Annotated in this window: 17 protein-coding genes; 11 read left to right on the forward strand and 6 right to left on the reverse strand. The window is 58.8% G+C overall.

Translation table 11 applies throughout. The features are described 5' to 3' along the window. Nucleotides 1-157: 157 nt before the first annotated feature. On the reverse strand, nucleotides 158-2,239 hold the full coding sequence (locus JN12_RS18330) for a carboxypeptidase-like regulatory domain-containing protein (RefSeq protein WP_145025478.1): 2,082 nt from the start codon (nucleotides 2,237-2,239) through the stop codon (nucleotides 158-160). Between the two features lie 946 nt (nucleotides 2,240-3,185). On the opposite strand from JN12_RS18330, the gene JN12_RS18335 reads away from it, so the two are divergent. From JN12_RS18335 to JN12_RS18345, 3 genes are read left to right on the forward strand one after another with little or no spacing between them, the layout of a single operon-like run. Next, nucleotides 3,186-3,998 carry an electron transfer flavoprotein subunit beta/FixA family protein gene (locus JN12_RS18335; RefSeq protein ID WP_145025480.1) on the forward strand — a complete coding sequence of 271 codons (813 nt, stop codon included), beginning with the start codon at nucleotides 3,186-3,188 and terminating at the stop codon, nucleotides 3,996-3,998. 16 nt (nucleotides 3,999-4,014) lie between these two features. Beyond that, nucleotides 4,015-5,352 carry an electron transfer flavoprotein subunit alpha gene (locus JN12_RS18340; RefSeq protein ID WP_145025482.1) on the forward strand — a complete coding sequence of 446 codons (1,338 nt, stop codon included), beginning with the start codon at nucleotides 4,015-4,017 and terminating at the stop codon, nucleotides 5,350-5,352. 9 nt (nucleotides 5,353-5,361) lie between these two features. After that, nucleotides 5,362-7,365, forward strand: a complete 2,004-nt coding sequence (locus JN12_RS18345; RefSeq protein ID WP_145025484.1) for a (Fe-S)-binding protein — start codon at nucleotides 5,362-5,364, stop codon at nucleotides 7,363-7,365. Between the two features lie 203 nt (nucleotides 7,366-7,568). Here the strand turns inward: JN12_RS18345 and JN12_RS18350 are convergent, their stop codons facing one another. Continuing rightward, nucleotides 7,569-8,258, reverse strand: a complete 690-nt coding sequence (locus tag JN12_RS18350) for a cytidylate kinase-like family protein (protein ID WP_145025486.1) — start codon at nucleotides 8,256-8,258, stop codon at nucleotides 7,569-7,571. Nucleotides 8,259-8,399: 141 nt separating this feature from the next. Between JN12_RS18350 and JN12_RS18355 the strand changes: the two genes are divergently transcribed. From JN12_RS18355 to JN12_RS18390, 8 genes are all read left to right on the forward strand, one after another. Continuing rightward, on the forward strand, nucleotides 8,400-9,134 hold the full coding sequence (locus JN12_RS18355) for a type 1 glutamine amidotransferase (protein WP_246125919.1): 735 nt from the start codon (nucleotides 8,400-8,402) through the stop codon (nucleotides 9,132-9,134). An 81-nt stretch (nucleotides 9,135-9,215) separates the two neighbouring features. Beyond that, entirely contained in the window at nucleotides 9,216-9,596 is a 381-nt protein-coding gene (locus JN12_RS18360) for a holo-[acyl-carrier-protein] synthase (protein WP_145025488.1), read from the forward strand. Then, nucleotides 9,593-11,179 carry an NAD(P)H-hydrate dehydratase gene (locus JN12_RS18365; protein WP_145025490.1) on the forward strand — a complete coding sequence of 529 codons (1,587 nt, stop codon included), beginning with the start codon at nucleotides 9,593-9,595 and terminating at the stop codon, nucleotides 11,177-11,179. The genes JN12_RS18360 and JN12_RS18365 overlap by 4 nt, the downstream gene beginning before the upstream one ends. Then, nucleotides 11,173-11,628, forward strand: a complete 456-nt coding sequence (locus JN12_RS18370) for a CBS domain-containing protein (protein ID WP_145025492.1) — start codon at nucleotides 11,173-11,175, stop codon at nucleotides 11,626-11,628. The genes JN12_RS18365 and JN12_RS18370 overlap by 7 nt, the downstream gene beginning before the upstream one ends. A 9-nt stretch (nucleotides 11,629-11,637) precedes the next feature. Continuing rightward, entirely contained in the window at nucleotides 11,638-12,147 is a 510-nt protein-coding gene (gene tsaE / locus JN12_RS18375) for a tRNA (adenosine(37)-N6)-threonylcarbamoyltransferase complex ATPase subunit type 1 TsaE (protein WP_246125920.1), read from the forward strand. A 79-nt stretch (nucleotides 12,148-12,226) separates the two neighbouring features. Further along, nucleotides 12,227-13,450 (forward strand): aspartate kinase, encoded by a 1,224-nt coding sequence (locus JN12_RS18380; RefSeq protein ID WP_145025496.1) that lies wholly within the window; start codon nucleotides 12,227-12,229, stop codon nucleotides 13,448-13,450. 81 nt (nucleotides 13,451-13,531) lie between these two features. Then, on the forward strand, nucleotides 13,532-15,112 hold the full coding sequence (gene cimA / locus JN12_RS18385) for a citramalate synthase (protein WP_145025498.1): 1,581 nt from the start codon (nucleotides 13,532-13,534) through the stop codon (nucleotides 15,110-15,112). After that, complete coding sequence (locus JN12_RS18390; protein ID WP_145025500.1) at nucleotides 15,112-15,675, forward strand: ComEA family DNA-binding protein; 564 nt, start codon at nucleotides 15,112-15,114, stop codon at nucleotides 15,673-15,675. The genes cimA and JN12_RS18390 overlap by 1 nt, the downstream gene beginning before the upstream one ends. Before the next feature lie 439 nt (nucleotides 15,676-16,114). Here the strand turns inward: JN12_RS18390 and JN12_RS18400 are convergent, their stop codons facing one another. The 4 genes from JN12_RS18400 to JN12_RS18415 form a co-directional block, all read right to left on the reverse strand. Next, nucleotides 16,115-18,982 (reverse strand): CxxxxCH/CxxCH domain-containing protein, encoded by a 2,868-nt coding sequence (locus tag JN12_RS18400; RefSeq protein ID WP_145025504.1) that lies wholly within the window; start codon nucleotides 18,980-18,982, stop codon nucleotides 16,115-16,117. A gap of 80 nt (nucleotides 18,983-19,062) precedes the next feature. Further along, the gene (locus JN12_RS18405) at nucleotides 19,063-19,539 is read right to left on the reverse strand and encodes a cytochrome C (RefSeq protein WP_145025506.1); all 477 of its coding nucleotides are present in this window, start codon (nucleotides 19,537-19,539) and stop codon (nucleotides 19,063-19,065) included. Next, nucleotides 19,536-20,882, reverse strand: coding sequence for a hypothetical protein (locus tag JN12_RS18410; RefSeq protein WP_145025508.1), 1,347 nt, complete (start codon nucleotides 20,880-20,882; stop codon nucleotides 19,536-19,538). Before JN12_RS18410 ends, JN12_RS18405 begins: the two co-directional genes overlap by 4 nt. Nucleotides 20,883-21,155: 273 nt before the next feature. Then, nucleotides 21,156-23,150, reverse strand: a 1,995-nt coding sequence (locus tag JN12_RS18415; RefSeq protein WP_145025510.1) for a CxxxxCH/CxxCH domain c-type cytochrome, incomplete at its 5' end; no start/stop codon positions are given.

A 23,150-nucleotide genomic window follows, 5' to 3' on the forward strand; every position in this document is an offset into this window, starting at 1 on the left:
TACTCTGAAGTGTGCCCGGCGCACGAAAAAACCCTGCCTCGAAAGACAGGGTTTATCATTGGTCTGAATCGGGCGGGCAAAGCGGCGAGGGAACTATCTCGCCGCTTTGCCGTCTCTGTCCATTGTTGCTGACTAGTTAACCAATGTCCGGAACATGTTACTGCAATTTAAAAAGCTGTCCCATTGGATGATCGCCCCAGTTCCAGGGCTGGCTAAAGGTTGTATAGCCTGTTTTCGTTATCGTGATTGTGTAAGGTGTGGATGAATAGTTTGCCGCGGTGTTCGTTTGCAGGAAAAAATGCCCGTTAGCATCGGTCGTTGTTGTCACAGTGTCCAGTGATGTTCCAACCACGGCTCCTGCGACAGCGATGCCGCTTGCGTTACGAACATACCCCTCGATCGATACCTTTGATACCATTTGGGTCGGTGCAGGGGCGTTGACCGCCATAAAATTGGCAAGAATACTATCAAACGCGGTCTTGTTGTAGTTGAAGCCCCTATCTTGTTTCGTAACACCCTGATACTCGAGACCGCCGTAAAGCACCGCGCCGCTTACTACACCAAGGATCGGCGTCTTCTGATAGCTATCCATGTACTGTTGCATAGAGATCGGCAGGTTCACGACGATGACTTGATAGCCGGCGACCGGCTCTTGGATCGTCCAGGTACCGGTATCGGGAAGTGCAGTGGTACTCAATGTTGGCCCCATCGCCCCAGGAACTATGGGATAAAAACTCAGCGTACCCGTGGAGCCGGTGGTTGTTCCGGTGCCGGTAAACTTGACGGACATGGAATTGCTGCCAACGCTGAACCAAACTGAGGCATTGATGATATCGGCAAGAGAGGTCGCGTTCTTCGTGATGCTCGTACCGGTGGAAACCTGGACGTTGGCATTGGGCCACAGCCTGTATGTGGTCTGAAGCGGGGTAAAGCTCATCTTGTAGGCTTGGGATTTTCCCGGGAAGACTGCCGCGCTGTTGACCGTGATGCCATTTGGGGCGACCAGCGGTTGGATCGCCACGCCGGACATATTCTTCATGATTGCAGCCACGTTCATGCTGTAATTGATGATTTTGTGTTTCCAGGTGATGGAACCGTCAGTATTGACGGTTACGGCCCCTTGTCCCGCGTCATCGCTGGCCAGCTGCCATCCTGTCGATGTCAGGTAATATTTCGTGTCTGTGCCCGTATATGCAGTCCATGCGCTATTGCTGTACCGGAACATGGCCTCGCTCAGGGGATAGGTGCCATCGGTGGCCTGCGGGCCGAGCAGGATCTTCTGGTATTCATAAGCCATCGTCGGCTGGCCGTTCACCCAGTTCTGCCATGAATCGATGTTAAAGAGGCCGGTACCGGAAATGGCATCCTTGAACGAAACAGGGACCGTGGTGGCGTTCTGCATGACCAGTTGCTGTTTCAGTGCCGTAGTATCAGCCGTGCTCACCGTCACATTTGAATTGGTAACAAGAGTAGTGACGATGTTCGGGTCAAGTTTCCCGGTGGCGGTATTGACATTGGCCAGTACCTGCTGGACAATGGTGCCCACCTGTTGCGAAATGGTGTCCAGGATCAGTTTCGTCACCGCGGCGGTCTGGTCTCCGGTCAGGCCGAGCGTTGCAACTTTTGCATCAATTACAGCCTTGTTCTGGGCGATGGCGGTGGCGACAACCATGGCCACGTTGGCCGCGTGCTTGTACTCATCGTTCACTGCCGTGGTCTGGTTTGCCTTGAAGTCCTTGAACAGGCTGGTCGTAGCGGAAAGTCCGAGATTCTGCTTGACCTTTGCTTCTGCCTGGTCAGCGGTTACCCCTTTCGTTTCCACCTCATGCTGCACCATTGTTGTTAAGGGGCTGACAAAGTCCGGCTTGCCTGCAGGGGCCTGCAGGACGTACGGCTGGGTTACTGTTCCGCGATCCGCGTCAACGGCACCGGCAGGAACCTCAACAACTACGGGATACTTGGCAAGACGGGCCGAGGAGACGTTGCTCATGACGTACTTGCCGGTCGCATCGGTCGTCGCATAAGGCATACTGGAGTCCCACTTTTTGTTGCCCTTTGTGTCAATGAAGACCTTTGCCCCTTGTAGATAGCCGTCCGAGACGACACCGGTAACTGATGTAGTGCCGGTAGCGGGAACGCCACTGCCGCTGCTGCCGCCACTGCCACTGCACCCTGCGATGGCGATCAGCCAGCACATAACCGCCACACTTGACAACAACATCCTCCATGTGTTCCTCATCTTCGCTTCTCCTTTCATCTCGTTGGTTTTTATGGCCTGGTGCCAGGTGGGCCAAAACAGAAACAAAATGTGATAATCAAAAAATAGATTTCTCCTTTCAAGTTGGAATGTTCGATTTTGGAATAGTTGTAGATTTTTGGGGTTCGATATTTTTTGCGAGCATAAATGTAAATAGTAAATATAGTATCGGAACTACGTAATACCGACTTGAATAAAATATTGTTCGTTTCGTTTGATCAGGAGTTTTTTAGGGCCGGACCTGATGGTTGTTTATGGATACTGTATACAGGTTAACCGCTCTTGTTGGCACGATTGTTTCATATCTAGGGACAAGGCGTCTTTTAGGCATCAACACTTGGCCGGCATGTCAATGCGGAAAATTTTCTCCTCGGTTTGTATGGCTCCAAAAGAATTCACTGTGTTACGTTTTCTGATAGATGCCGGGGACAGGAACGACTGCCCGACCCAAACGCCCATTAACTATCAAGTGTAGTCGTGTGGAAGAGCACGGAAATTAGTCAACAGGCTGTCTGTTTCGCAGGCAGTGAGGCAATGGCGCCACCCAATGATATGGTGTGCTCCGTTGCCTTTCTGTTTTTGCAACTGTTGTGTTTAGTATGGATAAATAATTTTGATTAAAGTTTAAGCATAAATCGGTTGAGGCGGTGCGCGTTATTGGGTATGATGTGCGCCATCGTTGTCGCCCGGTTGGCTGATTTGACAACTTGAATTTTTTGATCGGCTAAAGTATAAGGGGTTGACGTGAACGTAACAGGATAACATTGTTATGTCTATTGAGAGACTGTTGTAATATACCGTTTACGTTAATTTTGTTGCTTTTGCCGGGACTTCCTGCTTCTATTTGAAGACGTTGTTTTTGCGAATTGTTTCTGTACAGTAGCAGTGCGGTCAGCATTGCATCTCAAACGAGTACGCGAGGTTTACCATGCAGATAGTTGCCTGCATCAAGCAGGTCCCTGACACGACCCAGGTTCAGATCGACCCGGTCACCAACACCCTGGTGCGTGAAGGGATTCCGTTCATCGTCAACCCGTACGACACTCATGCCCTGGAGGCGGCCCTGGCGCTGAAGGATCAGTTCGGCTTTACGGTCACGGCCATCTCCATGGGGCCGCCCAATGCCGAGGCTACCCTGCGCAAGGCGCTGGCTCTGGGGGTAGACCGGGCCATCCTCCTTTCCGACCGGAGTTTTGGCGGCGCCGACACCCTGGCCACCAGCAACGTACTGGCCAGCGCCATCAGCCGGCTCAACCGGGAGGAAGAGGTTGGGATCGTGCTGTGCGGCAAGCAGACCATCGACGGCGATACGGCCCAGGTCGGTCCGGGGATCGCCACGCGGCTCGGCTACACCCAGCTGACCCTGGTGGATAAGGTGCTGGCCCTGGACCCGGTGAAACGGACCATTCGGGTCAGCCGGAAGCTGGAAGGACGGCATGAGGTTGTCGAGGCACCGCTGCCGGTCATGCTGACCGTGGTGCGGGAGCTGAACCGGCCCCGCTATCCGACCGTGCCCAAGCGGCTCGACTCCTTCGACACCGAAGTAGCGCTCTGGAACAACGAGGTCCTGCAGATGGACGTGAACTCCATCGGCCTCAAGGGGTCGCCGACCTGGGTGAGCAAGATATTTTCGCCGGAGCGGGACAAGGGGGAGATCATCGGCGATGGTCTGCACGATCCCGACGGGACGGCGAATCTCCTGATCGACAAGCTGCTGGCCAAGGATCTGTTGTCATTATAAGGCGAGGAAAGAACACATGACCGAACCGAAGAAACCCGTGAAAAAGCCCCGCGGCAAAGCAAGGCTCATCGAGGGAAAGTGTATCGCCTGCGGCGCGCGCTGTCAGAGCGCCTGCCCGGTGAATGCCATTGAGATGACCGAGGCCGGCGAGCCGATCATCCTTTCCGACAAGTGCATCGGCTGCATCAAGTGCGTCAAGGTCTGCCCGGCCGATGCGCTGGAGATGTTCTTCACCCCCGAGGAGCTGAAGATCCTGGAGGAGCTGGCCAAACAGCAGGGGGGGGAGGCTGTCGAGGAAGAGGTCGATGAAGAGGCCAAGGCCCTGGCAGAGAAACTCGCTGCCTATCGCGGCGTCTGGGTTTTTGTCGAACAGACCGAGGGGGAGGCGGCCAAGGTCTCCTGGGAACTGCTGGGCAAGGGGCGCGAGCTGGCCGATGACCTTCAGGTGCCGCTTTCCGCAGTGGTTATGGGTGAAGGGGTGGAGCACCTCTGCACGGAGGCGTTCGCCTATGGCGCCGACCAGGCCTACCTCATGGATGCGCCGGTGCTCAAACACTTTCGGACCGCTTCGTATCTGAAGGCGGTCTGCAAGCTGATCGACCTGTACAAGCCGGAAATCATCCTCATGGGCGCCACCGGCCTCGGTCGGGACCTGGCCGGCGCCGTGGCCACGGTGGTTGCCACCGGTCTGACCGCCGACTGCACCGGTCTGGGCGTGGACGACAATCGGAACCTGAAGCAGACCCGGCCCGCGTTCGGTGGCAACATCATGGCCACCATCATGTGCGACAAGTTCCGGCCCCAGATGGCCACGGTCCGGCCCCATGTCATGCAGATGCCGGAACGGGTCCAGGGGCGGAGCGGCACCATCGTCCGCGTCGACTGTACCATCAGGGAGGAGGAGATCCTTGCCAAGGTCCTGGAGGTGATCAGCGACAAGAAAAAGGACCACGTGGACATCGCCGGCGCCGAGGTGATCGTCTCCGGTGGACGCGGCATGATGGGCAAGGAGAACTTTGCCATGCTCAAGGAGCTGGCCGACGAACTGGGCGGGGTGGTCGGTTCTTCCCGCAGCGCCGTCGATGCCGGCTGGATGCCGGTGGAGCGCCAGGTGGGCCAGACCGGCAAAACGGTGCGGCCGAAGATCTATATCGCCTGCGGCATCTCCGGTGCCATCCAACACCTTGTGGGGATGCAGGACTCGGACGTGGTCATTGCCATCAACCGGGACAAGGAGGCGCCGATCTTCGAGGTGGCCACCTATGGTATCGTCGGCGACCTGTTCAGGATCGTTCCGGCCATTACCGCCCGCATCCGCGAACTGAAGGCCCAAAGGGCCAAGAACGTTGCATAGAGGGACTCCATGAATCATTCCGCGCTATTTACTCCGCTTCTCATTGCCGCGCTGCTTTTCTTTGTCTGGAGCTGCTACCGGCGCTTCTCCCTGGTCGCCATCGGCAGGCCGGAGGAACGTTTCGACCGGATCGGCGAGCGGATTGCCGCCATGCTCCGCTACGCCTTTGGCCAGCAGCGGGTGGTTGCCCGTCCGTTCGGCATCAACCACTTCGTCATTTTCTGGGCCTTCATCATCCTGCTCATCGCCAACGGCGAATTCATGCTGTCCGGGGTGGTTCCGGGTCTGACCTTGCGGCTGTTGCCGTCAGCGATCAGCGGTCCGCTGGTGCTCCTGTTTGACCTGGTCTCGCTTCTGGCGCTGGTCTGTGTCCTTTTGGCCGTCGGCCGCCGGCTCTTCTTCAAGCCCGACTACCTGGACAGCGCCTATGTGAAGGCCAGGAGCTTCGAGGGGTTCCTGATCCTCGGGTTCATCGGCCTCCTCATGGTGGCCTATTTCGGGCTCCATGCCGTGGAGATCTGTTTGGGCGCCGAGCCGCTGGCATCCTTCATGCCGGTTTCCCGCTTCGCCGCTTCGTTGGTCTCGTGCGGCGGTACCGGCGCCGACTGCCTGCGCTGCGGCATCGCTCCCTGGGGCGAGTTCTTCTGGTGGCTCCATGCCGGGGTGCTGCTCGCCTTCATCGTCTTTCTGCCGCTCAGCAAGCATATGCATATCCTGACCGCCATCCCCAACTGTTTCCTGAAGTCGCTGGAGACGCCGCTGGTACCCCCCCGTGAGGAGTTCGCCAAGGGGAAAAGCTTCGGGGTGCACCAAGTCGACGAGTTCACCTGGAAGGACCTGTTCGACGGCTTTTCCTGCACCGAGTGCGGCCGCTGCCAGGATGCCTGCCCTGCCACAGCCACCGGCAAGCCCCTCAACCCGCGGCAGGTGATCCACGCCATCAAGACCAACCTCCTGGCCAATGCCGATCATCTCAAGGCGGGCCGGCCGTCGCACCTCCCGCTGATCAATTCGGAAGGCGAGGGGACCAATACCGAGGACACTCTCTGGTCGTGCACCACCTGCGGTGCCTGTCTGCAGGCCTGCCCGGTCTTCATCGAGCACCTGCCCAAGATCATCCAGATGCGGCGTTACCTGGTGGAGATGGAAGCCAAGTTCCCGGAAGAGCTGCTGAATCTGTTTGAAAACATGGAAGGGCGCTCCAACCCGTGGGGCATTGCGCCTACCGAGCGGACCAAGTGGTGCAGCACCATGGAGGTCAAACCGTTCGAAGCCGGGAAGACCGAATATCTCTTCTATGTGGGGTGTGCCGGCTCCTTCGATTCCCGGCAGAAGCATGTGACGGTTGCCCTTGCCACCCTGCTGGATGCGGCCGGGATTACCTGGGGCATACTGGGCAAGGATGAGAAGTGCTGTGGTGACTCCCTGCGGCGGCTCGGCAACGAGTTCGTCTTCGACCGGATGGCCAAGGAAAACGTGCAGCTATTCAAGGAGCGTGGGGTGACCAAAATCATCGCCCAGTGTCCCCATTGCTTCACCACCCTGAAGAACGACTACCTCCAGTACGGTATTGAGCTGGAGGTGATCCACCATTCCCAGCTCCTGGAACAGCTGATCAGCAGTGGGAAGCTGAAACTGCCGAAACAGGTCACCGATCTCGGCAGCATTCTGCTCCACGACTCCTGCTATCTGGGGCGGCACAACGGGGTCTTGGAGGCACCGCGGAACGTTTTGCAACAGGCGACCGGAAGCGCGCCGAAGGAATTCGGCCGGAACCGGGAAAACGGTTTCTGTTGCGGCGCCGGTGGCGGCAGGATGTGGCTGGAAGAGCATCTGGGCACGCGGATCAACATCAACCGGGTGGACGAGGCGCTCAAGTCAAACCCGGATACGGTCTGTGTTGCCTGTCCCTACTGTCTGACCATGTTCGAGGATGGTCTGAAGGACCGCCAGGCCGGCCAGACCAGGGTGCGGGATCTGGCCGAGGTGGTGGCCGAGGCGTTGCGGCCATAGCATTGGATCTGTTAAAACGGAAAAGGCCTGCATAAACTGCAGGCCTTTTCCGTTTCATGGCGTCGTCGCTCCACCTGTAAATCAACGTAGGTTGGGTTAGGCGGTTGTATCGCCGTAACCCAACGAGTCAGCGGTATTTGTTGGGTTACGCTGACGCTAACCCAACCTACAAATTCATGCGAAATACATGATGTTACATGGTACTAGTCCTTTAGGACAAAGTCGGTGATGGTTCGGGCGATCCGGTCGATGCGGATCTTCTTGTTATTGAAGATCATGTGATAGTAGTGGGTATCGTTGATATCCGCGTTCAGGAAGTTACGGATATACCGTTCGCGCTCTTTCTGCCGCTCTTCGATGAGAAGCTCCGCATCCTGTTTGGAGATCTTCAACCGGTGGGCAATGGAACGCACCTTGAACTCCTGATCGGCAACCAGCCGGAACTGGTAGCAGTTCTCCAGGGACTGGGTGATGATCCCCGCCCCCATGCCGACAATGATGGCGTTGCCCGCCTTGGCCACTGAGACAATCTGCTTGTACAGGAGCTGATAGTAATCGGCATCATTCTTCCATCGGGGGGAGAGCATGGAGAGCATTTCGTCGAGCCAGCGGGGCTTCTGGCCTATGGAGTGGAGAACATCTTCGGAAAGGCGGTGGTCCCTGGCTACTGCGTCAAGGAGCGATCTGTCCACCAGTGCCCATGGTTCGCCGGTCGCCTGTTCCACCAGTTTTTTTACGTCTTCGGCCAGAGGGTAGCCTTCGCAGCCGAATTCACGGGAGATGGTGATGGTCGGTTTCGGCACGGCCTTGGTCGCAGTCGCCTTGACGCGGCGGTTCATCTCGATGAATGCGGCAAGTCGCTGTTCGATTGATGGGACAAGTGTGGTTGGCATGGTTCCCTCCTCTGGTCTGGAAATGGGCCGCATTGGGAATGAAAGCGTTGGCGGCTCGCTCTGTTCTTGATGTAATTATGCCCGGTCCGTGACGGACGTCAAGACGGGCCGATACGGATGCCGGCTGGCGGGTGGGCTCACGTGGCCCGGCTTGACGGATGGGTGGAACGGAATAAGGAGAAATCGATGGTCCTGGTGGTACAAAACGATCCCGAAGTGCCTGTTGGCAGCTATGGCGAACAGCTGGACGATGCGAACGTGCCCTGGCGGCTGGTTCGAGCCTATGCCGGCGAACCGTTGCCGGAACCCGGAGAACTTGCGGCGGCAATCGTCCTTGGCGGCGCCATGGGTGTATACGACACCGCAAAGTATCCGTTTCTGTCGACGGTCCGGGAGTTCATGGACGTCTCTGTCCGGGCAGACCTCCCGCTTCTGGGGATCTGCCTGGGTGGACAGTTGCTGGCGGATCTCTGTGGCGCCGTGGTCAGCTCCGGTCAGTGGGGAGAAAAGGGGGTGCATGGCGTAACCCTCACCGATGCCGGTGGCAGGGACCCGCTGTTCACCGGCATTCCCCGCGAGTTTCTCTCTTTCCAGTGGCACAACGACTCCTTTGCGCTGCCGGCCGGCAGTGTGCTGCTGGCATCGTCCCTGGCCTGTCCCAACCAGGCGTTCCGGATCGGGCACCATGTCTACGGTCTCCAGTTCCACCCGGAGGTTACTTCAGCCATTGTGGCGGCCTGGGCCGGGAAAACCCGCGCAACGTCGTCCCGTTGGGAGGAGTATGTTGCCGAGTTCACAAAGCATGGCCCGGCATACCGGCCAGCGGCAGCCCGTCTCCTGGCCAATTTCCTTTCCCTGGCCCGGAAGGTCTGTTAGTATCCCGGCACGCTCAGCGACCGTTGTCATGGGGCGTTTGGCGGTTATAATGAACGTAATACCAAAATCGGATGTGGGAACATGATCTTCGGCATCGGTGTGGACATCGTGGATACGGCGCGTTTCGAGCGGTTCGTCCGGGAGAATAACCGGGCGCTCCTGGAACGGTTGTTCACTGCCGGAGAAATTGCCTACTGTGCCCCGCGCAAGCAGTGCGCCACGCACTACGCCAGCCGTTTCGCCGCCAAGGAGGCCTTTCTCAAGGCGTTGGGGACCGGACTGCGCGACGGCCTGTCCTGGCACGATCTGGAGGTTGTGAACGATCAGCTCGGCAAACCGTCGCTCCGGTTCACCGGGAAAGCCGCAGAGATGTATGCCCGGCACAACCTGAAGGCCTGCCACCTCTCCATCTCCCACGACGGCTCGGCGGCCGTGGCCATGGTGGTTCTGGAGGGAGCATGAAGGTCGTTACCGGTGCGGTCATGCAGCAGATGGATCGCCGGACCATAGAAGAATACGGGGTGCCGGGACTCGCTCTTATGGAGAATGCCGGGAGGGTGTGCGCCCTGGCGATTCACGAGGCGTACGGCAACCGGCCCGGACCGTCTGCGGTCATTCTGGCCGGTAAGGGGAACAATGGCGGTGACGGCTATGTCATTGCCCGGATGCTCCGGGAGATGGAGTGGTCGGTCATGCTCGTCGTGCTGGCCCGTCGGGAGGAGATTGGCGGCGATGCCCTGGTCAACCTGGAACGCCTGCCGGACGATCTGCCGCGTTTCTGCCTGACCGAGCAGGAATTGAACAAGGTGGCACCGGGCCTGGCCGGGGCGACCGTGGTGGTGGACGCCCTGCTGGGAACCGGTCTGAAGAGCGAGGTTCAGGGACTCTATGCTGCGACCATCGCCATGATCAATGACTGTGGCAGGCCGGTGGTGGCGGTGGATATCCCATCCGGGATCAATGCCGCGTCGGGAAAGGTTCTGGGCTGTGCGGTCCGGGCCGACCTGACAGCCACCTTTGCCCTGGCCAAGCTGGGCCATGTCCTGTATCCCGGCGCCGATTACGCGGGGGAACTGCTGGTGCGGGATATCGGCATCCCACGAGCGGTGGCGGATGAGGCTGCCGGATATGACTATCTGGATCCGGCCGCTGCCAATGCCCTCCTTTGTCCACGGTCGCGGACCGCGCACAAGGGGAGCAATGGTCACTGCCTGGTCATCGCCGGGGCCACCGGTAAGACCGGGGCCGCGGCCATGGCGGCCAACAGCGCGGTGCGTGCCGGTGCCGGACTGGTCACACTGGCCGTGCCGGCGACTCTTCATGCGATTCTGGAGGTGAAGACCACCGAGGCGATGACCGTTCCCCTGCAGGACGGTGGTCGCGGCTACCTTGGGGCGGACGCCCGGGCCGACATCATGCAGGTCTTGGCCGGGAGGAATGCCGTTGCGCTGGGTCCCGGGCTCGGCTGGCACAGTGACACCGCCCAACTGGTGCGCCGGCTCGTGGAACTGGTGGCTGCGCCGCTGGTCATCGATGCCGACGGGTTGAATGCCGTATCCGAAGAGCCGGCGGTCCTGCAGCGGACGCTGTCGTCGTCGGTGATTCTCACCCCCCATCCCGGGGAGATGGCCCGTCTGGCCGGGATCACCATAGCCGAGGTGGAGAACGACCGGATCGGGACGGCCGGGACCTTTGCCCGGGAGCATGGCGTGTACCTGGTCCTGAAAGGGGCGCGGACCGTCATTGCTGCGCCGGACGGCCGGGTGGCGGTCAACGGTAGCGGCAACCCCGGCATGGCCACCGGCGGGATGGGGGATGTGCTGGCCGGTGTCCTGACCGCCCTCCTGGCCCAGGGGTACGACCCGTTCACCGCCTGCTGTCTCGGGGTCTTCTGCCACGGCCTGGCCGGTGACCTGGTGGCACAGGATAAGGGCGAGATCGGCATGTCGGCGATGGATGTGCAGGAGATGCTTCCGTATGCGTTCAAGCGAATCGGGAACGGCGAAAAACTACTCAACCAGTCAACAGGAGACAAGATATGCTAACCGCCAAGGATGTAATGACCAAAGATGTGGTGACCGTGAATCGCCTGACAACCGTCCGGGAGCTGGCGGAGATTTTTGCCGGCCGCAAGATCAGCAGCGTTCCGGTGGTGGACAATGCCGGCAACCTGGTGGGCATTGTCTCTGAGACCGACCTGATCGAGCAGAACAGAAACCTGCACATCCCGACCGTGGTCTCCATCTTCGACTGGGTCATCTACCTGGAGAGCGACAAGAAGTTCGAGCGGGAACTGAAGAAGATGACCGGTCAGGTCGTAGGGGATATCTACAGCCAGCAGGTGGACACCGTGGTCCCTGATGCACCGGTGAGCGAGGTTGCCGATCTCCTGGCGAGTCGCAGGATCAATGCAGTGCCGGTGGTTGAGGAAGGGAAGGTGGTGGGGATCGTTGCCCGCATCGATCTCATCAGGACCATGATCGGGAATCGGTAGGTGTTCAGCGTGACCAGCACCACACCGGAGGAGACCGAACGGGCAGGGGAGCTGCTCGGCTCCCTGGCCCGGCCGGGTGATTTCGTATCCCTTATCGGCGACCTGGGTGCTGGGAAAACCTGTTTCAGCCGCGGCGTGGCCCGCGGAGTGGGGGTCGACCCGACCACTCCGGTGACGAGCCCCACGTTCACCCTTCTCAATATCCATCAGGGCCGCATCCCGCTCTATCACTTCGACCTGTACCGGCTGACGGGTGACGGGGATCTGGCGGATCTCGGTTTTGTCGACTATTTTGAAGGCGACGGTCTCTGTCTGGTGGAATGGGCCGAGCGGCTAGATGCCGAGCTCCCGCCTGAGCGGTTGGAGATTGTCTTTCGTCATGAAGACGAGTCGATACGCCGGTTGGAATTCAACGCCTTCGGTGTCCGGCATCTTCGGTTACTGGAAGAAATGATGGAGGCCGGCTTGGGAAATAGATTAAAAACAGAAAAACGTTTTGACCTGACTGGAGTTTCTTGATAAAAATTCCAATTCCACCCCCGGCCTGCCGGGAGCGGTTTCTGTATTCAGAAAATACCGATGAAGGAGGATGCGACTGATGGCTTTGGTGGTCCAAAAGTACGGCGGGACTTCGATGGGAAGCATCGAGCGGATCAGGAATGTGGCCAAGAGGGTCGCCAGGACCTATGACGCCGGTAACGATATGGTGATCGTGGTCTCGGCCATGTCCGGCGAAACCAATAAACTGGTGGCCCTGGCCAATGAGATATGCGAGTTCCCGGACAATAGGGAATACGATGTGCTGGTTGCCTCCGGCGAGCAGGTCTCCATTGCCCTCTTGGCGATAACTCTGAAATCCATGGGGTACAAGGCCAAGTCGTACCATGGCTGGCAGGTGCCGGTCATTACCGACAGCGCCTTCAGCAAGGCGCGGATCGAGGAGATCCCGGACACGAAGATGCGGGCCGACCTGAAGGACGGTTCCATCGTCATTGTGGCCGGTTTTCAGGGGATCGACCGGGAGGGTAACGTCACTACCCTGGGCCGGGGCGGTTCCGATACGTCGGCCGTCGCCTTGGCCGCAGCGCTCAAGGCGGACGTCTGCGAGATCTTCACCGACGTGGACGGGGTCTACACCACCGACCCGAATATCTGCAGCGACGCCCGCAAGGTCGAAAAGGTCTCCTATGACGAGATGCTGGAGCTGGCAAGCCTTGGCGCCAAGGTGCTGCAGATCCGCTCCGTCGAGTTCGCCAAAAAGTACAATGTGGACGTGCACGTCCGCTCCAGCTTCAATGACAATACTGGGACCATGGTCACCAAGGAGGATAAGGATATGGAGGCAGTACTCGTTTCTGGTATCGCTTACGACAAGAATGAAGCAAAGATCGCCGTCATGCACGTACCCGACAAGCCCGGGATTGCCGCCAAGCTCCTTACCCCCCTCTCCGATGCAAATATCTCGGTGGACATGATCGTCCAGAACGTGAGCGAGGACGCTTTTACCGATTTCACCTTCACCGTGACCAAGGCGGATTTTAAGAAGGCCCTGGTCATCACCAATGAGGTGGCTAAGGAGATTAATGCCGGCCAGGTCCTTTCGGACGAGAATATTTCAAAAGTCTCCATCGTCGGGGTTGGGATGCGCAGCCACGCCGGGGTAGCCACCAAGATGTTCCAGACCCTGGCCAGGGAAGGGATCAATATCCAGATGATCTCCACTTCCGAGATCAAGGTGTCGGTTGTCGTCGATGCCAAGTACACCGAGCTGGCGGTTCGGGTGCTCCACGACGCCTTCGGCCTTTCCGGCAAAACCGAATAAGCCGTTTCGCACACGCGATATGAACGGAAGGGGGGACCCTTCCGTTCTTGTATAAACCTGATGCATGTGAAAGGTGGATAAATGAGCCTGGTAAAACTGTACGATACGACTTTGCGCGACGGCACCCAGTCCGAAGATATCTCGTTCCTCATGGAGGACAAGATCCGGATCGCTCTGAAGCTCGACGAGTGCGGCATTCACTACATCGAAGGTGGATGGCCCGGGAGCAACCCCAAAGACGTGGCCTTCTTCAAGGATATCAAGAAGGAGAAGCTTTCCCAGGCCAAGATCGCGGCGTTCGGTTCCACCAGACGGGCCAAGATCACACCGGACAAGGACCAGAACATCAAGACCCTGGTGCAGGCCGAACCGGACGTCATCACCATCTTCGGCAAGACCTGGGATTTTCATGTGCGCGAGGCGTTGCGCATCTCCCTGGAGGAGAACCTGGAACTGATTCAGGACTCCCTGGAATACCTGAAGGCCCGCGCCCCGGAGGTCGTCTACGACGCCGAGCATTTCTTCGACGGCTACAAGGCCAACCCGGACTATGCCATCAAGACCCTCAAGGCGGCCGAGGCCGCCAACGTCGACTGTATCGTCCTGTGCGACACCAACGGCGGCACCATGCCGTTCGAGTTCGCGGATATCATCAATAATGTGCAAAAGCATATCAAGACGCCGCTCGGTATCCATACCCATAACGACGGCGAGTGCGCCGTGGCCAATACCATCATTGCCGTTTCCCGGGGGATCGTTCATGTACAGGGAACCATCAACGGTTTCGGCGAGCGGTGCGGCAATGCCAACCTCTGCTCCATCATCCCTGCGCTCAGACTGAAAATGAAGAAAGAGTGCATCAACGACGAACAGCTCAAAAGGCTTCGCGAACTTTCCCGCACGGTGTATGAGCTGGCCAACCTTTCCCCCAACAAGCACCAAGCCTATGTGGGGAACTCGGCATTTGCCCACAAGGGTGGGGTGCACGTCAGTGCCATCCAGCGGCATCCCGAAACCTACGAGCACATTCGCCCCGAACTGGTGGGGAACAGTACACGGGTGCTCATCTCCGACCTCTCCGGCCGGTCCAACATTCTGGCCAAGGCCGAGGAGTTCAACATCAACCTGGACAGCAAGGATCCGGTCACCCTGGAGATCCTCGACAACATCAAGGATATGGAACACCGGGGCTACCAGTTCGAAGGGGCCGAGGCCTCGTTCGAGATCCTGATGAAGCGGGCGCTGGGTTCCTACCGGAAGTTTTTTTCCGTGCTCGGTTTCCGGGTTATCGACGAAAAGCGTCACGAAGACGAAAGGACCATCTCCGAGGCGACCATCATGGTCAAGGTCGGTGGCAAGGTGGAGCATACCGCGGCCGAAGGTAACGGGCCGGTCAACGCCTTGGACAATGCCATCCGAAAGGCTCTGGAAAAGTTCTACCCGAAACTGAAGGAGGTCAAGCTCCTGGACTACAAGGTCCGGGTGCTGCCTGCCGGCCAGGGAACTGCCTCGGCCATCCGGGTCCTCATCGAATCGGGCGACAAGGAAGCCCGCTGGGGTACGGTCGGTGTCTCCGACAACATCATCGACGCCTCCTACCAGGCCCTCATCGACAGCATCGAGTACAAGCTTCACCGGGAGGAGGAGGCGACCAGGAAGTAATGGAACGGCCAGTCCGGCTCGCCATCCTTTTATTGATTCTGCTGCTCTATGTTCCGCTCGTCCGGCAAGGCCGCGGCGTCTCCCCTCAACGGGAGCCCGCGGCCTTTTTCCATTATTCCAGCGGGTTAGCCGTGATCAGGGTTGTCGGTCCAGGGATTCAGGATCGAATCTATCGGATTCATGACGGTGCTACGGTTGAAGCCGTCATTAATATGACGATAGGGCCGGGTAATAGGGCTGGCTGGCCAAAGGAAGCTCTTCATCGTCGTCTGGAAAGCGGTGACATCTTGAAAATAGTACGAAAAGAGAATCAACATACTGATATCAATGTAAAAAAAATGGGTGCCCGGGAGCGGATGGTTCTCGGGATACTGCTGGATCCCGATCGTATGAATCAGGCGGATTGGGACTCTCTTCCCGGAATCGGCCCTAAGTTAGCCGAAAGGATTGTACACGACCGTCAATTAAATGGCGATTTTGGGTCGTTGGAGGGGGTGAAAAGGGTGTCCGGGATAGGTGACGGTAAGATTTCGATGATTAATAAATTTTTCTTATATAAGTAACCATCTGAAATTTCATGAACTTTCTGGTGGTTGGGCTATGGTAGAGCTATGATGAAGTGAGGTTCTTCGGTCCTTGGCACGTAAAATGATACAATGTGTCACACGCAAGCATGACAATCCCAATTTAATGGAGGGTGACACCAATGAAATGTCCTAAGTGCAAAGGCCGTATGTTCGCTGAAAAGTTTTATGACTTCGTTCGCTCCTTTGACGCCTGGAAATGCACCTGCTGCGGCGAAGTATTGGACCCTACCATCATAGCCAACCGGGCGAGGAACCAGAACCTGTTCCTTGGCTGATTAATCAGAGATATCGATGCAACGCAAAGAGGGGGAACGGCAACGTTCCCCCTCTTTGCATTAGGACCGAATTGAAACCCGGGGGCGACATTTGTCTTCTCCGGGTTTCGTCTGTGTGTAAATACGTTGCAGGGAGAGTACTAATACCAGCCAGTTTGAAGTCCGTGGCAAGACGGCGTACACGAACCTGTGCCTGGTTGACGAGTACCCGGATTCCAATTAATTGTGGCATTTACCTGAGCATAAGAGCTCGTCTGGCGGTTTGACCAGCCATGCCTGGTGTCGCCGGCAGTGAAAGGGTGGCAGACGGTGCAGGCGACTATGTGGGTACTCCGATTGTGACCGTTTAGTCCACCTTGCCGGTTGGGAAAGCTGGTTCCGTTTGGTCGACCATCGCTGGCAGTTGCCCCATGGCAGTCCCAACAGCCAGGGGTTGCACCAGTGAAATTCCCCATGCTCAGGTGACATGCCGAGCAGAGTGGCGCTGTCCCTGCTGCTACCGGATAGGTGCCGCCGGAGGTTGTCGCATCATGGCAACCGGTACAGTTGGTGAACGGTGCTTGGGCATTGGCTACGCTCCGATGCGTGGCGCCGTCATAGGGGAATCCATGACCGCCGCTGGCGTCGATGGTGCCGTTGATATGCTTGGTCGGGTCGGTGAATCCTGTGCCACTGGCGTTAACGTGGGGGTGACAGCTGATGCATTGGGTGGCCAGTTTGCCGGTATGTGCCGCGGTCATCGGCGGGTAGCCGTGGCACTTGCTGCAGTCCCCTGTTCCGGATGTCGTACTGCCGTCGCCGACGGTGCCTGCCGTACCGGTAAGGAACGGCGCGTTCCAGGACGGATTGGCCCTTGCCGGGCTGCTGGCCGGCAGTGTCGCACCGTGGCAGTAAGTATTGCTGCAGCTACCGCCGCTGTAGGTCGGCGTCAATCCTCCGGTCTTTGCCAGCGTGCCGAAGGTGATGTCGGTGGTGCCGTTCCTGTGGGCGCCGCCGATAACCGGTGATGATGGCACTGGGTGGCATTCGCCGCAGGCGATGTTGGCGGAGAGCGGCACTGTCTGGGTGGCGGCGTTGAGATGGGAGATGTGGGTGCCGACTTTTGCATCGCTCGTGGAGGTCACACCGGCCAGCGAGTTGAATACGGTTGGCGAGAGCGGACCATGACAGGCATCGCAGTTGCTGGTCTTTCGAACATTTGCGTGACAGAGTGAACCATTGTAGCAACCGGGCAGAGCCAGTTGATTGAACGAGCCTGCCGGGGCAAAGCGTGCCTGGTAATTGACCGGAGCGCTGCTCAGGTTCTTCGTGGTGTTGTTGTGGCAATTGGCGCAGATGGCGGCGTTCCCTTCGCCGGTGTTGACATGGCTGAGGGTGCCGGCGGCCAGGGTCCAGTCGGCTTTTTTCGGATGGGGTGCCGAGACGGTGTGGCAGGGATAACAGGACTGCTGGGCATTGCCGCCGCTGAAGTCGGTGCTGTGGCAATGCTGGCAGTACGAGAACCCTTTTGTTGCTCCGGCACTGGGATCGGTGCGGGCAAACGCGCCATGATTGACAGGGGCGCTCCAGGGCGCCGGATAGACCGTGGTGTCGGCATGTCCGGTAATGCCGTGACACATGGTCGCATTGAAGCAGCCGGTGTTACCTTTGAGATCCTGGGGCTGCGGTGTTCGGCTCGAATTGGCACCGTTCGTGTGGCAGATGGCACAGATGGCGTCATTACTGGTATCGGTCGATGGGTGCCCGATGCTCCCCGCCGCCGTCGTCCCACGCCATGGTGCCGATGGGTGGGGCGCGTTGTTCAGCATCCCGTGGCAACCGAGCACATTCATACACGAGGTCAGGGCGCGTCCACCCTTGAAGAGTGGGTCGGCAGTGCTGCCAGTACCGTGGCAGTTCCGGCAGTAGGTGAAGCCCGAGTTGCCAGCCATAGTGCTCCCTTTTGCCTTGGCACCGTGGTTTACCGGTACGTTCCAGGCCTGGGCCGGCACCGGGAAGAGGGTGGTATCGTTGTGGCCGGTTGCACCGTGGCACATGGAGTTATCAAAGCAGGACGGTGTTCCTGTGACCGCTACCGGCACGGTCAGTCGCTGGTTCCCCTGGTGACAACCGGCACAGACAGGGGCATTCTGGGTGTTGGTATCCGCGTGGGTCCGAGCCGCCGGCGTAGTGATCGTCCTGCGCCAGGGTGACGGTGAGTGGGGCGCCGTCTGGTGGCACGAGAAGCAGCTGGGGACGGAGCCATTCCCGGATAGAGGCTGGCCATGGCAGGCCCTGCAGAGCGCCATTCCGTCACCGGCATCCGGAGAACCCTTGGCGGCCTTGCCATGATTGTCCGCGCTGCTCCAGGGCTGACGCGGGTCGCTTGCGTGCCCCACCGCACCATGACAGAGGGTGCTGTTGAAGCAGCCGGGTGTGCCACTGGCATAGGTGGTAATAACAGGCGTGCTCAGGTTGGCGCCAGCTGTGTGGCACTGGGCGCAGACCGCGGCATTGCTCTGGTCGACAGAGGCATGGGTTCTGGTGCTCCCCCGCCATGGCTTTTTCGAGTGGGGCGCAGCGACTCCGTGGCAGGCGACACAGGAACTGCTGGTTATTCCGGCCGGGGTCGTTCCGCCGTTAAAGGCCGTGCCGTGGCATTTCTGGCAAAAGGCGAAGCCGTTCATGCCACCGAGCGCGGCCTTGGCCCGGGCACCATGGTTCGCCGGGTCGGCGAAGCCGGTTGGATGTGCCGACGGTCCCCGGGGATGGCAGGTGATGCCGTTAAAGCTCGCCGAAAAACAGCTCACGGCGCTGATTCCCCCCTTGAGGTCGTTGCCATGGCAGACAAAGCACTGGCCAGGCGAGGCAAGATAGACCCCTGGGTGATTCCCCCCGGTATTTACGTCGGCCCACCCGGCGGGATGTTTTCCTGCTTCGTTAATGGTGGCGCTGTCATTGGCAGTGCTGCACCCCCAGAGTACGGCAGTAACGGCGGCGACAGAGAAGAGTTTCACAAACCGTTTCATATGAACTCCCCCGAAGATTGCTCAGAGCGCAGAGCCCGGAGCTCTGATGTTTCGTACAGCCCTGAAACCTACGCTCCGAGCTACTGTTTGTGGCAAGCCATGCACTTCTCGTTGTTAGCCCGGCCGTGGCACTTGTAGCAGCTGGTCGGATCGATCTTTCCCTCGATCCGGTGCAGGGTCAGGAAGTCACCCCGGTGGGGCCGTTCGCGGTCGGGGCGATTGCCCAGCTTGATGGACGGCTTCATTTCGGTCTTGCCGGCATGGCAGTCGGCGCAGAACGACTGGGCATGACAGACCCCGCAGACCTGGGCGTCCCGGCCAGCTGCGAAACGGTGGTCCTTCACGAAGGCGGGAGTGTGGTCAAAGGTGGCGTAAGGCTTGAGAGCGCCCTTCAGTTGACTCCCTTCATGGCACTCGGTACAGAGGGGGCGGCCGGCGGGAAGCGCCTCCGGGTGGGTCGGCGCAAAGCTCGATTCCGGTGAAAAGAGGCTGCAGGCAGCACTCAGGGTGATGCCTACAGCGAGAACAGTGCCGATGACGAAGTTCCTGGCCATCATTTGTTCCCTCCTTTGCCGGTTGTGCTGAAGCTGAACTCTGCCCGCACCAGCCCCTTGAACTCGTCGTTGTACAGGGGATTGGCGCCGTAGCTCAGATCACCGGAAACCATAAGGGTCGGCAGGACGCGATAACCTGCCGAGGCGATAATCTCGTAGGAAGAGGGTTTCCCGTTAAGATTGGGATTGGTCTTGTCGTCGTAGAAATAACCGATGGCGTCCAGGCTGACGTTGTGCTTGCCGTGCTCATGGAGCAGCCAGCCGCGCAGTTCGTGATGGGAGAGACCGTAGGAGGGGATGATCGCACCGGTGGTGTTCCTGACGTCAGTTGCATTGATACGGTGATAGCTGATCCCGGCTTTGGCCATCAAGGCGGAGGCGGTCGCTCGCGCCTCGACACCGTAACGGTCGCTGCTGCCATAACTGTCCCGCCTGGTGTGTCGGTAGTCGGCAGTGAGCTCCAGCGGTTTGGCCACTGCCACGCTGACGCTGCCGCTGTAGGTGCGTACCTTGTCTCCGGCAAACTGGTCGAAGAGGAACGGGAGGTTTGTCCCGGAGTAGAGTCCCTTCATCCGCCGCTCGGCAAAGGATCCGGTTGCCGTGACAATTTTGGCAGGCTTGAGGGTGAGGGTGTAGTCGTGCTCGCCAACGCTTGAGGTGACACTGTTGTAAGTGGTCCGTCCGTTCAGTTCAAGGATTGGCAGGGGAGCGAGCCAGATGTCGCCACCCACCAGCTGACGCTGATTTTCGACGGTCTGAAGCGTCATGCCTCCCACAACCTGTCGGGATGGCGATTTGTCGGCAAAGAGGGTGGAGAAACCGATCTCACCTTTGCCGGCGAACTTGTACGAGAGCCTGGCACCAGCAAGGTAATCGCCCCGTGCGTCGCGTTCAACATCCATGGCTGCCGGCGCGCCTCCGTAGAGGGAGAGGGTCAGGCCAGCGGGCAGGTCACTCCGGACGCTCACCCCGTCAACCTGCTCGTTTGCCACCCCCTCGACTACGAAGAAACGTCCGGCTTTGATTTCGGCATTGGCCTTGGGGAAGTGGTACCGCAGGTAACCATAGCTGATGTCGCCGGTGGTCCTGCCGTCCACCGGGCTCTCGTCGGTCAGGTCGACCCGGCCCCAGCCGTAGAGGTGGAATGAGAGGTTGGCATCGGCGATTCCGTCGGCGTCAACGCCCAGGTACTGGGTGGCGGGCGCCAGGTTCTTCTTGGGGGCGCCGGGTGTACTCTGCTGCCGGAACCGGAACAGGGTGGTGCCGTTGACGCCGAGATCGGCAGCCAAGGCCCCGGCGGGCAACAGGATCGTGACCAGGACAGCCAGAACAGCCAGTCTTTTCATGTCCGCCCCCTCGCACTTGGAGATTTACAGGTTGTTATATCTCTAAAACGGTGGTTGTCAAATTGCCTCATGAAGATCAAAAAAGTCGAGAACGAATGCCGTGGAGATATTCGCGCCCCGTAGTTTTCATAACAACAATTGGCGATGGTCCTGAGAGAGTCTTGCCCTGTTCGCAGTACGAAAAAACCCCGAAGGAACTACCTTCGGGGTTTTCATCACCAAGCCCCCGCCTTTGCGGGCAGGGCTCGTTAGCCTTGGCCATTTAAGCGACTGCTAATAGACGCCACCAGGGGTGTAACCGGTCATAGTGTCGCTGCAGGCTGAGGTGGTCATGTTGCCGCCGCATTGGGCGCCACCAGCAGGGACACCGGGACCTGACAGAGGTTGCCAGTTGGTACTGCTCCATTGATTCGTGTTCCGGATGAACGCATACATCTTGTACGTCTCAGTAACGCCGCGAGGCCACATCTTGTCGGTGCCGTTACCGGCAAAATAGCTGAACCCGTGGGCATCTTCGCCCCGCGTCGGGCGGGTCGCCGTGTCGGTGCTGGCATGACATTTCTGGCACTGATTCGTCATGTAGGTGTCCATGCCGGAGTCTACGCTGGAGTAGAACGCCGAGCCCGAACCGTGGCCCATTCCGCCACTGGCTGTTTGATATCCGTTATGACATATCTTGCATAACGAGTTTGTAGTGTCGTATACCGTGCCGCGCAGGGTGACCGCGTTGCCGTGGGCGGAAACCGTACGGCGGGTGAGCGGTGCGCCGGAAACGTTATGGCAGTCGAAGCAGTTGATGACGACGCCGGCTGACGGTGTTCCGTTCGTCTTGGTTACGCCATAGGGGGCGTTCATCCGGCTGTTGGCCGCATAGCTGTTGTTCTGCGGCCCCTTGACCGGATGGAATGTGGAGTTGGTTGTGGCCAATTGCGAATCGACATCCACAACCCCACCGGCAACGCCGGCACTAAGTGGTGTCACATAACCGGCGCCAGCTATGGTCGTGTTAAACGGCTTGTACTGTGAGGTTGCAGCACCGCCTACCCGTGCACCGGGGTTGGTGGCGCCGGTGGCGTCGTGGCACTTGAGGCAGAACTTCTGGGTGATGACGTTATCGATATTGTTCGATGTGTTACCGGTAGTCGTTCTGGAACCGGTCACGTAGGTTGTAGTGAAGCGCTGGAAGGTGAAGGCCGCTCCCGACATGTTGGTGATAGCCGCCTCGGTCGTAGCACCGTCCGGGTCCCGCAGATCGATATTGCCATCCCAGTGCAGAGTTGAAGCCTTTCCGGTAGTAGAATCACCTTCGAGGTGACAGACGATGCAGTCCGCGTTGGTAACGACACCAGCCGCAGAACGCTTATGGCTCCATGTGTTGTTAAATTCTGAAACTATATCGGGAATAACCTCTCCCGGGCGACCCTTTGTTCGAGTTATGGCTTTATTGTGGCAATCTACGCAACCAAGCGTACCGCCCCAGTTGATGCTCACGTTGATGCTGCCGTGGCAACCGGGAGTCGCACAGGTACCGCCGGCGGCGGCAGTACCGGGTGTGTACCCAAGGGAGGCATTGATGTTGTATACCCCATTGTTGTGTGACGAGACATTCGGCGTGTACACGCCACCGCTGTAGGTTACGCTGTCGTGGCAGACGTCGCATGTCTGCTTAGAATGGGTTATTGTCGTGATGTGGGCATTGGCCTTGGGGGTGCCTGGTGCGTAGTTCGGACGACCGTCTGTTGCGCCTCCTACCCCATGACAGCCGTTGCACCCCAAGGTGCCACCCCAGTTGGCGTTGGTTGTGTTGGCAGGCACAGAGCCTGCGGGGGTTGTGGCTGAGGTGCCGTTGGAATGGCAGTAGGTGTTGGCGCAGGTGGAGCCGTTCCAGGTTCCGGTGGCGCCACCGATCTGTTTGAAGATGACATTGGGGCTGCCGTTCAGATGATAGCTTGCCGCGGTGTAGTCCTTGAACTTGTAGGCTGTGGCCTGGTCTACGGTTTTCACGTGACAGTTGGCACAGCCCTTGGTGTCGGTAAAACTTGCCACGTGCTTGGGATGGCTGTTGGCGGTGGGGGATGGGACAGGACCGCCGTTGGTGTAGTCCGGCGCGCCGGTGGTGGGATTGGTGGTGCCGTGGCAGCCGTTGCAGGAGTAGGTGGTGGCGGCGTTCCAGGCTGCCGGGTTCTGGTAGACGATGGAGCCGGGGTTGCCGTTGGAGTGGCAGTAGATGTTCGTGCAGAGCTTGGTGGCACCGTTGTATTTGGCGCT

Origin of the sequence: Geobacter argillaceus (genome assembly GCF_007830735.1) — a bacterium.
Classification (GTDB): domain Bacteria; phylum Desulfobacterota; class Desulfuromonadia; order Geobacterales; family DSM-12255; genus Geomobilibacter; species Geomobilibacter argillaceus.

What these genes read in the sequence shown, in the direction of transcription:
- JN12_RS18345 (WP_145025484.1), top strand. Translation starts at nt 5,362, where the DNA reads ATGAATCATTCCGCGCTATTTACTCCGCTTCTCATTGCCGCGCTGCTT.
- JN12_RS18335 (WP_145025480.1), top strand. Translation starts at nt 3,186, where the DNA reads ATGCAGATAGTTGCCTGCATCAAGCAGGTCCCTGACACGACCCAGGTT.
- JN12_RS18350 (WP_145025486.1), bottom strand. Translation starts at nt 8,258, where the DNA reads ATGCCAACCACACTTGTCCCATCAATCGAACAGCGACTTGCCGCATTC.
- JN12_RS18380 (WP_145025496.1), top strand. Translation starts at nt 12,227, where the DNA reads ATGGCTTTGGTGGTCCAAAAGTACGGCGGGACTTCGATGGGAAGCATC.
- cimA (WP_145025498.1), top strand. Translation starts at nt 13,532, where the DNA reads ATGAGCCTGGTAAAACTGTACGATACGACTTTGCGCGACGGCACCCAG.
- JN12_RS18400 (WP_145025504.1), bottom strand. Translation starts at nt 18,982, where the DNA reads ATGAAACGGTTTGTGAAACTCTTCTCTGTCGCCGCCGTTACTGCCGTA.
- JN12_RS18405 (WP_145025506.1), bottom strand. Translation starts at nt 19,539, where the DNA reads ATGATGGCCAGGAACTTCGTCATCGGCACTGTTCTCGCTGTAGGCATC.
- JN12_RS18330 (WP_145025478.1), bottom strand. Translation starts at nt 2,239, where the DNA reads ATGAGGAACACATGGAGGATGTTGTTGTCAAGTGTGGCGGTTATGTGC.
- JN12_RS18370 (WP_145025492.1), top strand. Translation starts at nt 11,173, where the DNA reads ATGCTAACCGCCAAGGATGTAATGACCAAAGATGTGGTGACCGTGAAT.
- JN12_RS18340 (WP_145025482.1), top strand. Translation starts at nt 4,015, where the DNA reads ATGACCGAACCGAAGAAACCCGTGAAAAAGCCCCGCGGCAAAGCAAGG.
- JN12_RS18360 (WP_145025488.1), top strand. Translation starts at nt 9,216, where the DNA reads ATGATCTTCGGCATCGGTGTGGACATCGTGGATACGGCGCGTTTCGAG.
- JN12_RS18410 (WP_145025508.1), bottom strand. Translation starts at nt 20,882, where the DNA reads ATGAAAAGACTGGCTGTTCTGGCTGTCCTGGTCACGATCCTGTTGCCC.
- JN12_RS18365 (WP_145025490.1), top strand. Translation starts at nt 9,593, where the DNA reads ATGAAGGTCGTTACCGGTGCGGTCATGCAGCAGATGGATCGCCGGACC.
- JN12_RS18390 (WP_145025500.1), top strand. Translation starts at nt 15,112, where the DNA reads ATGGAACGGCCAGTCCGGCTCGCCATCCTTTTATTGATTCTGCTGCTC.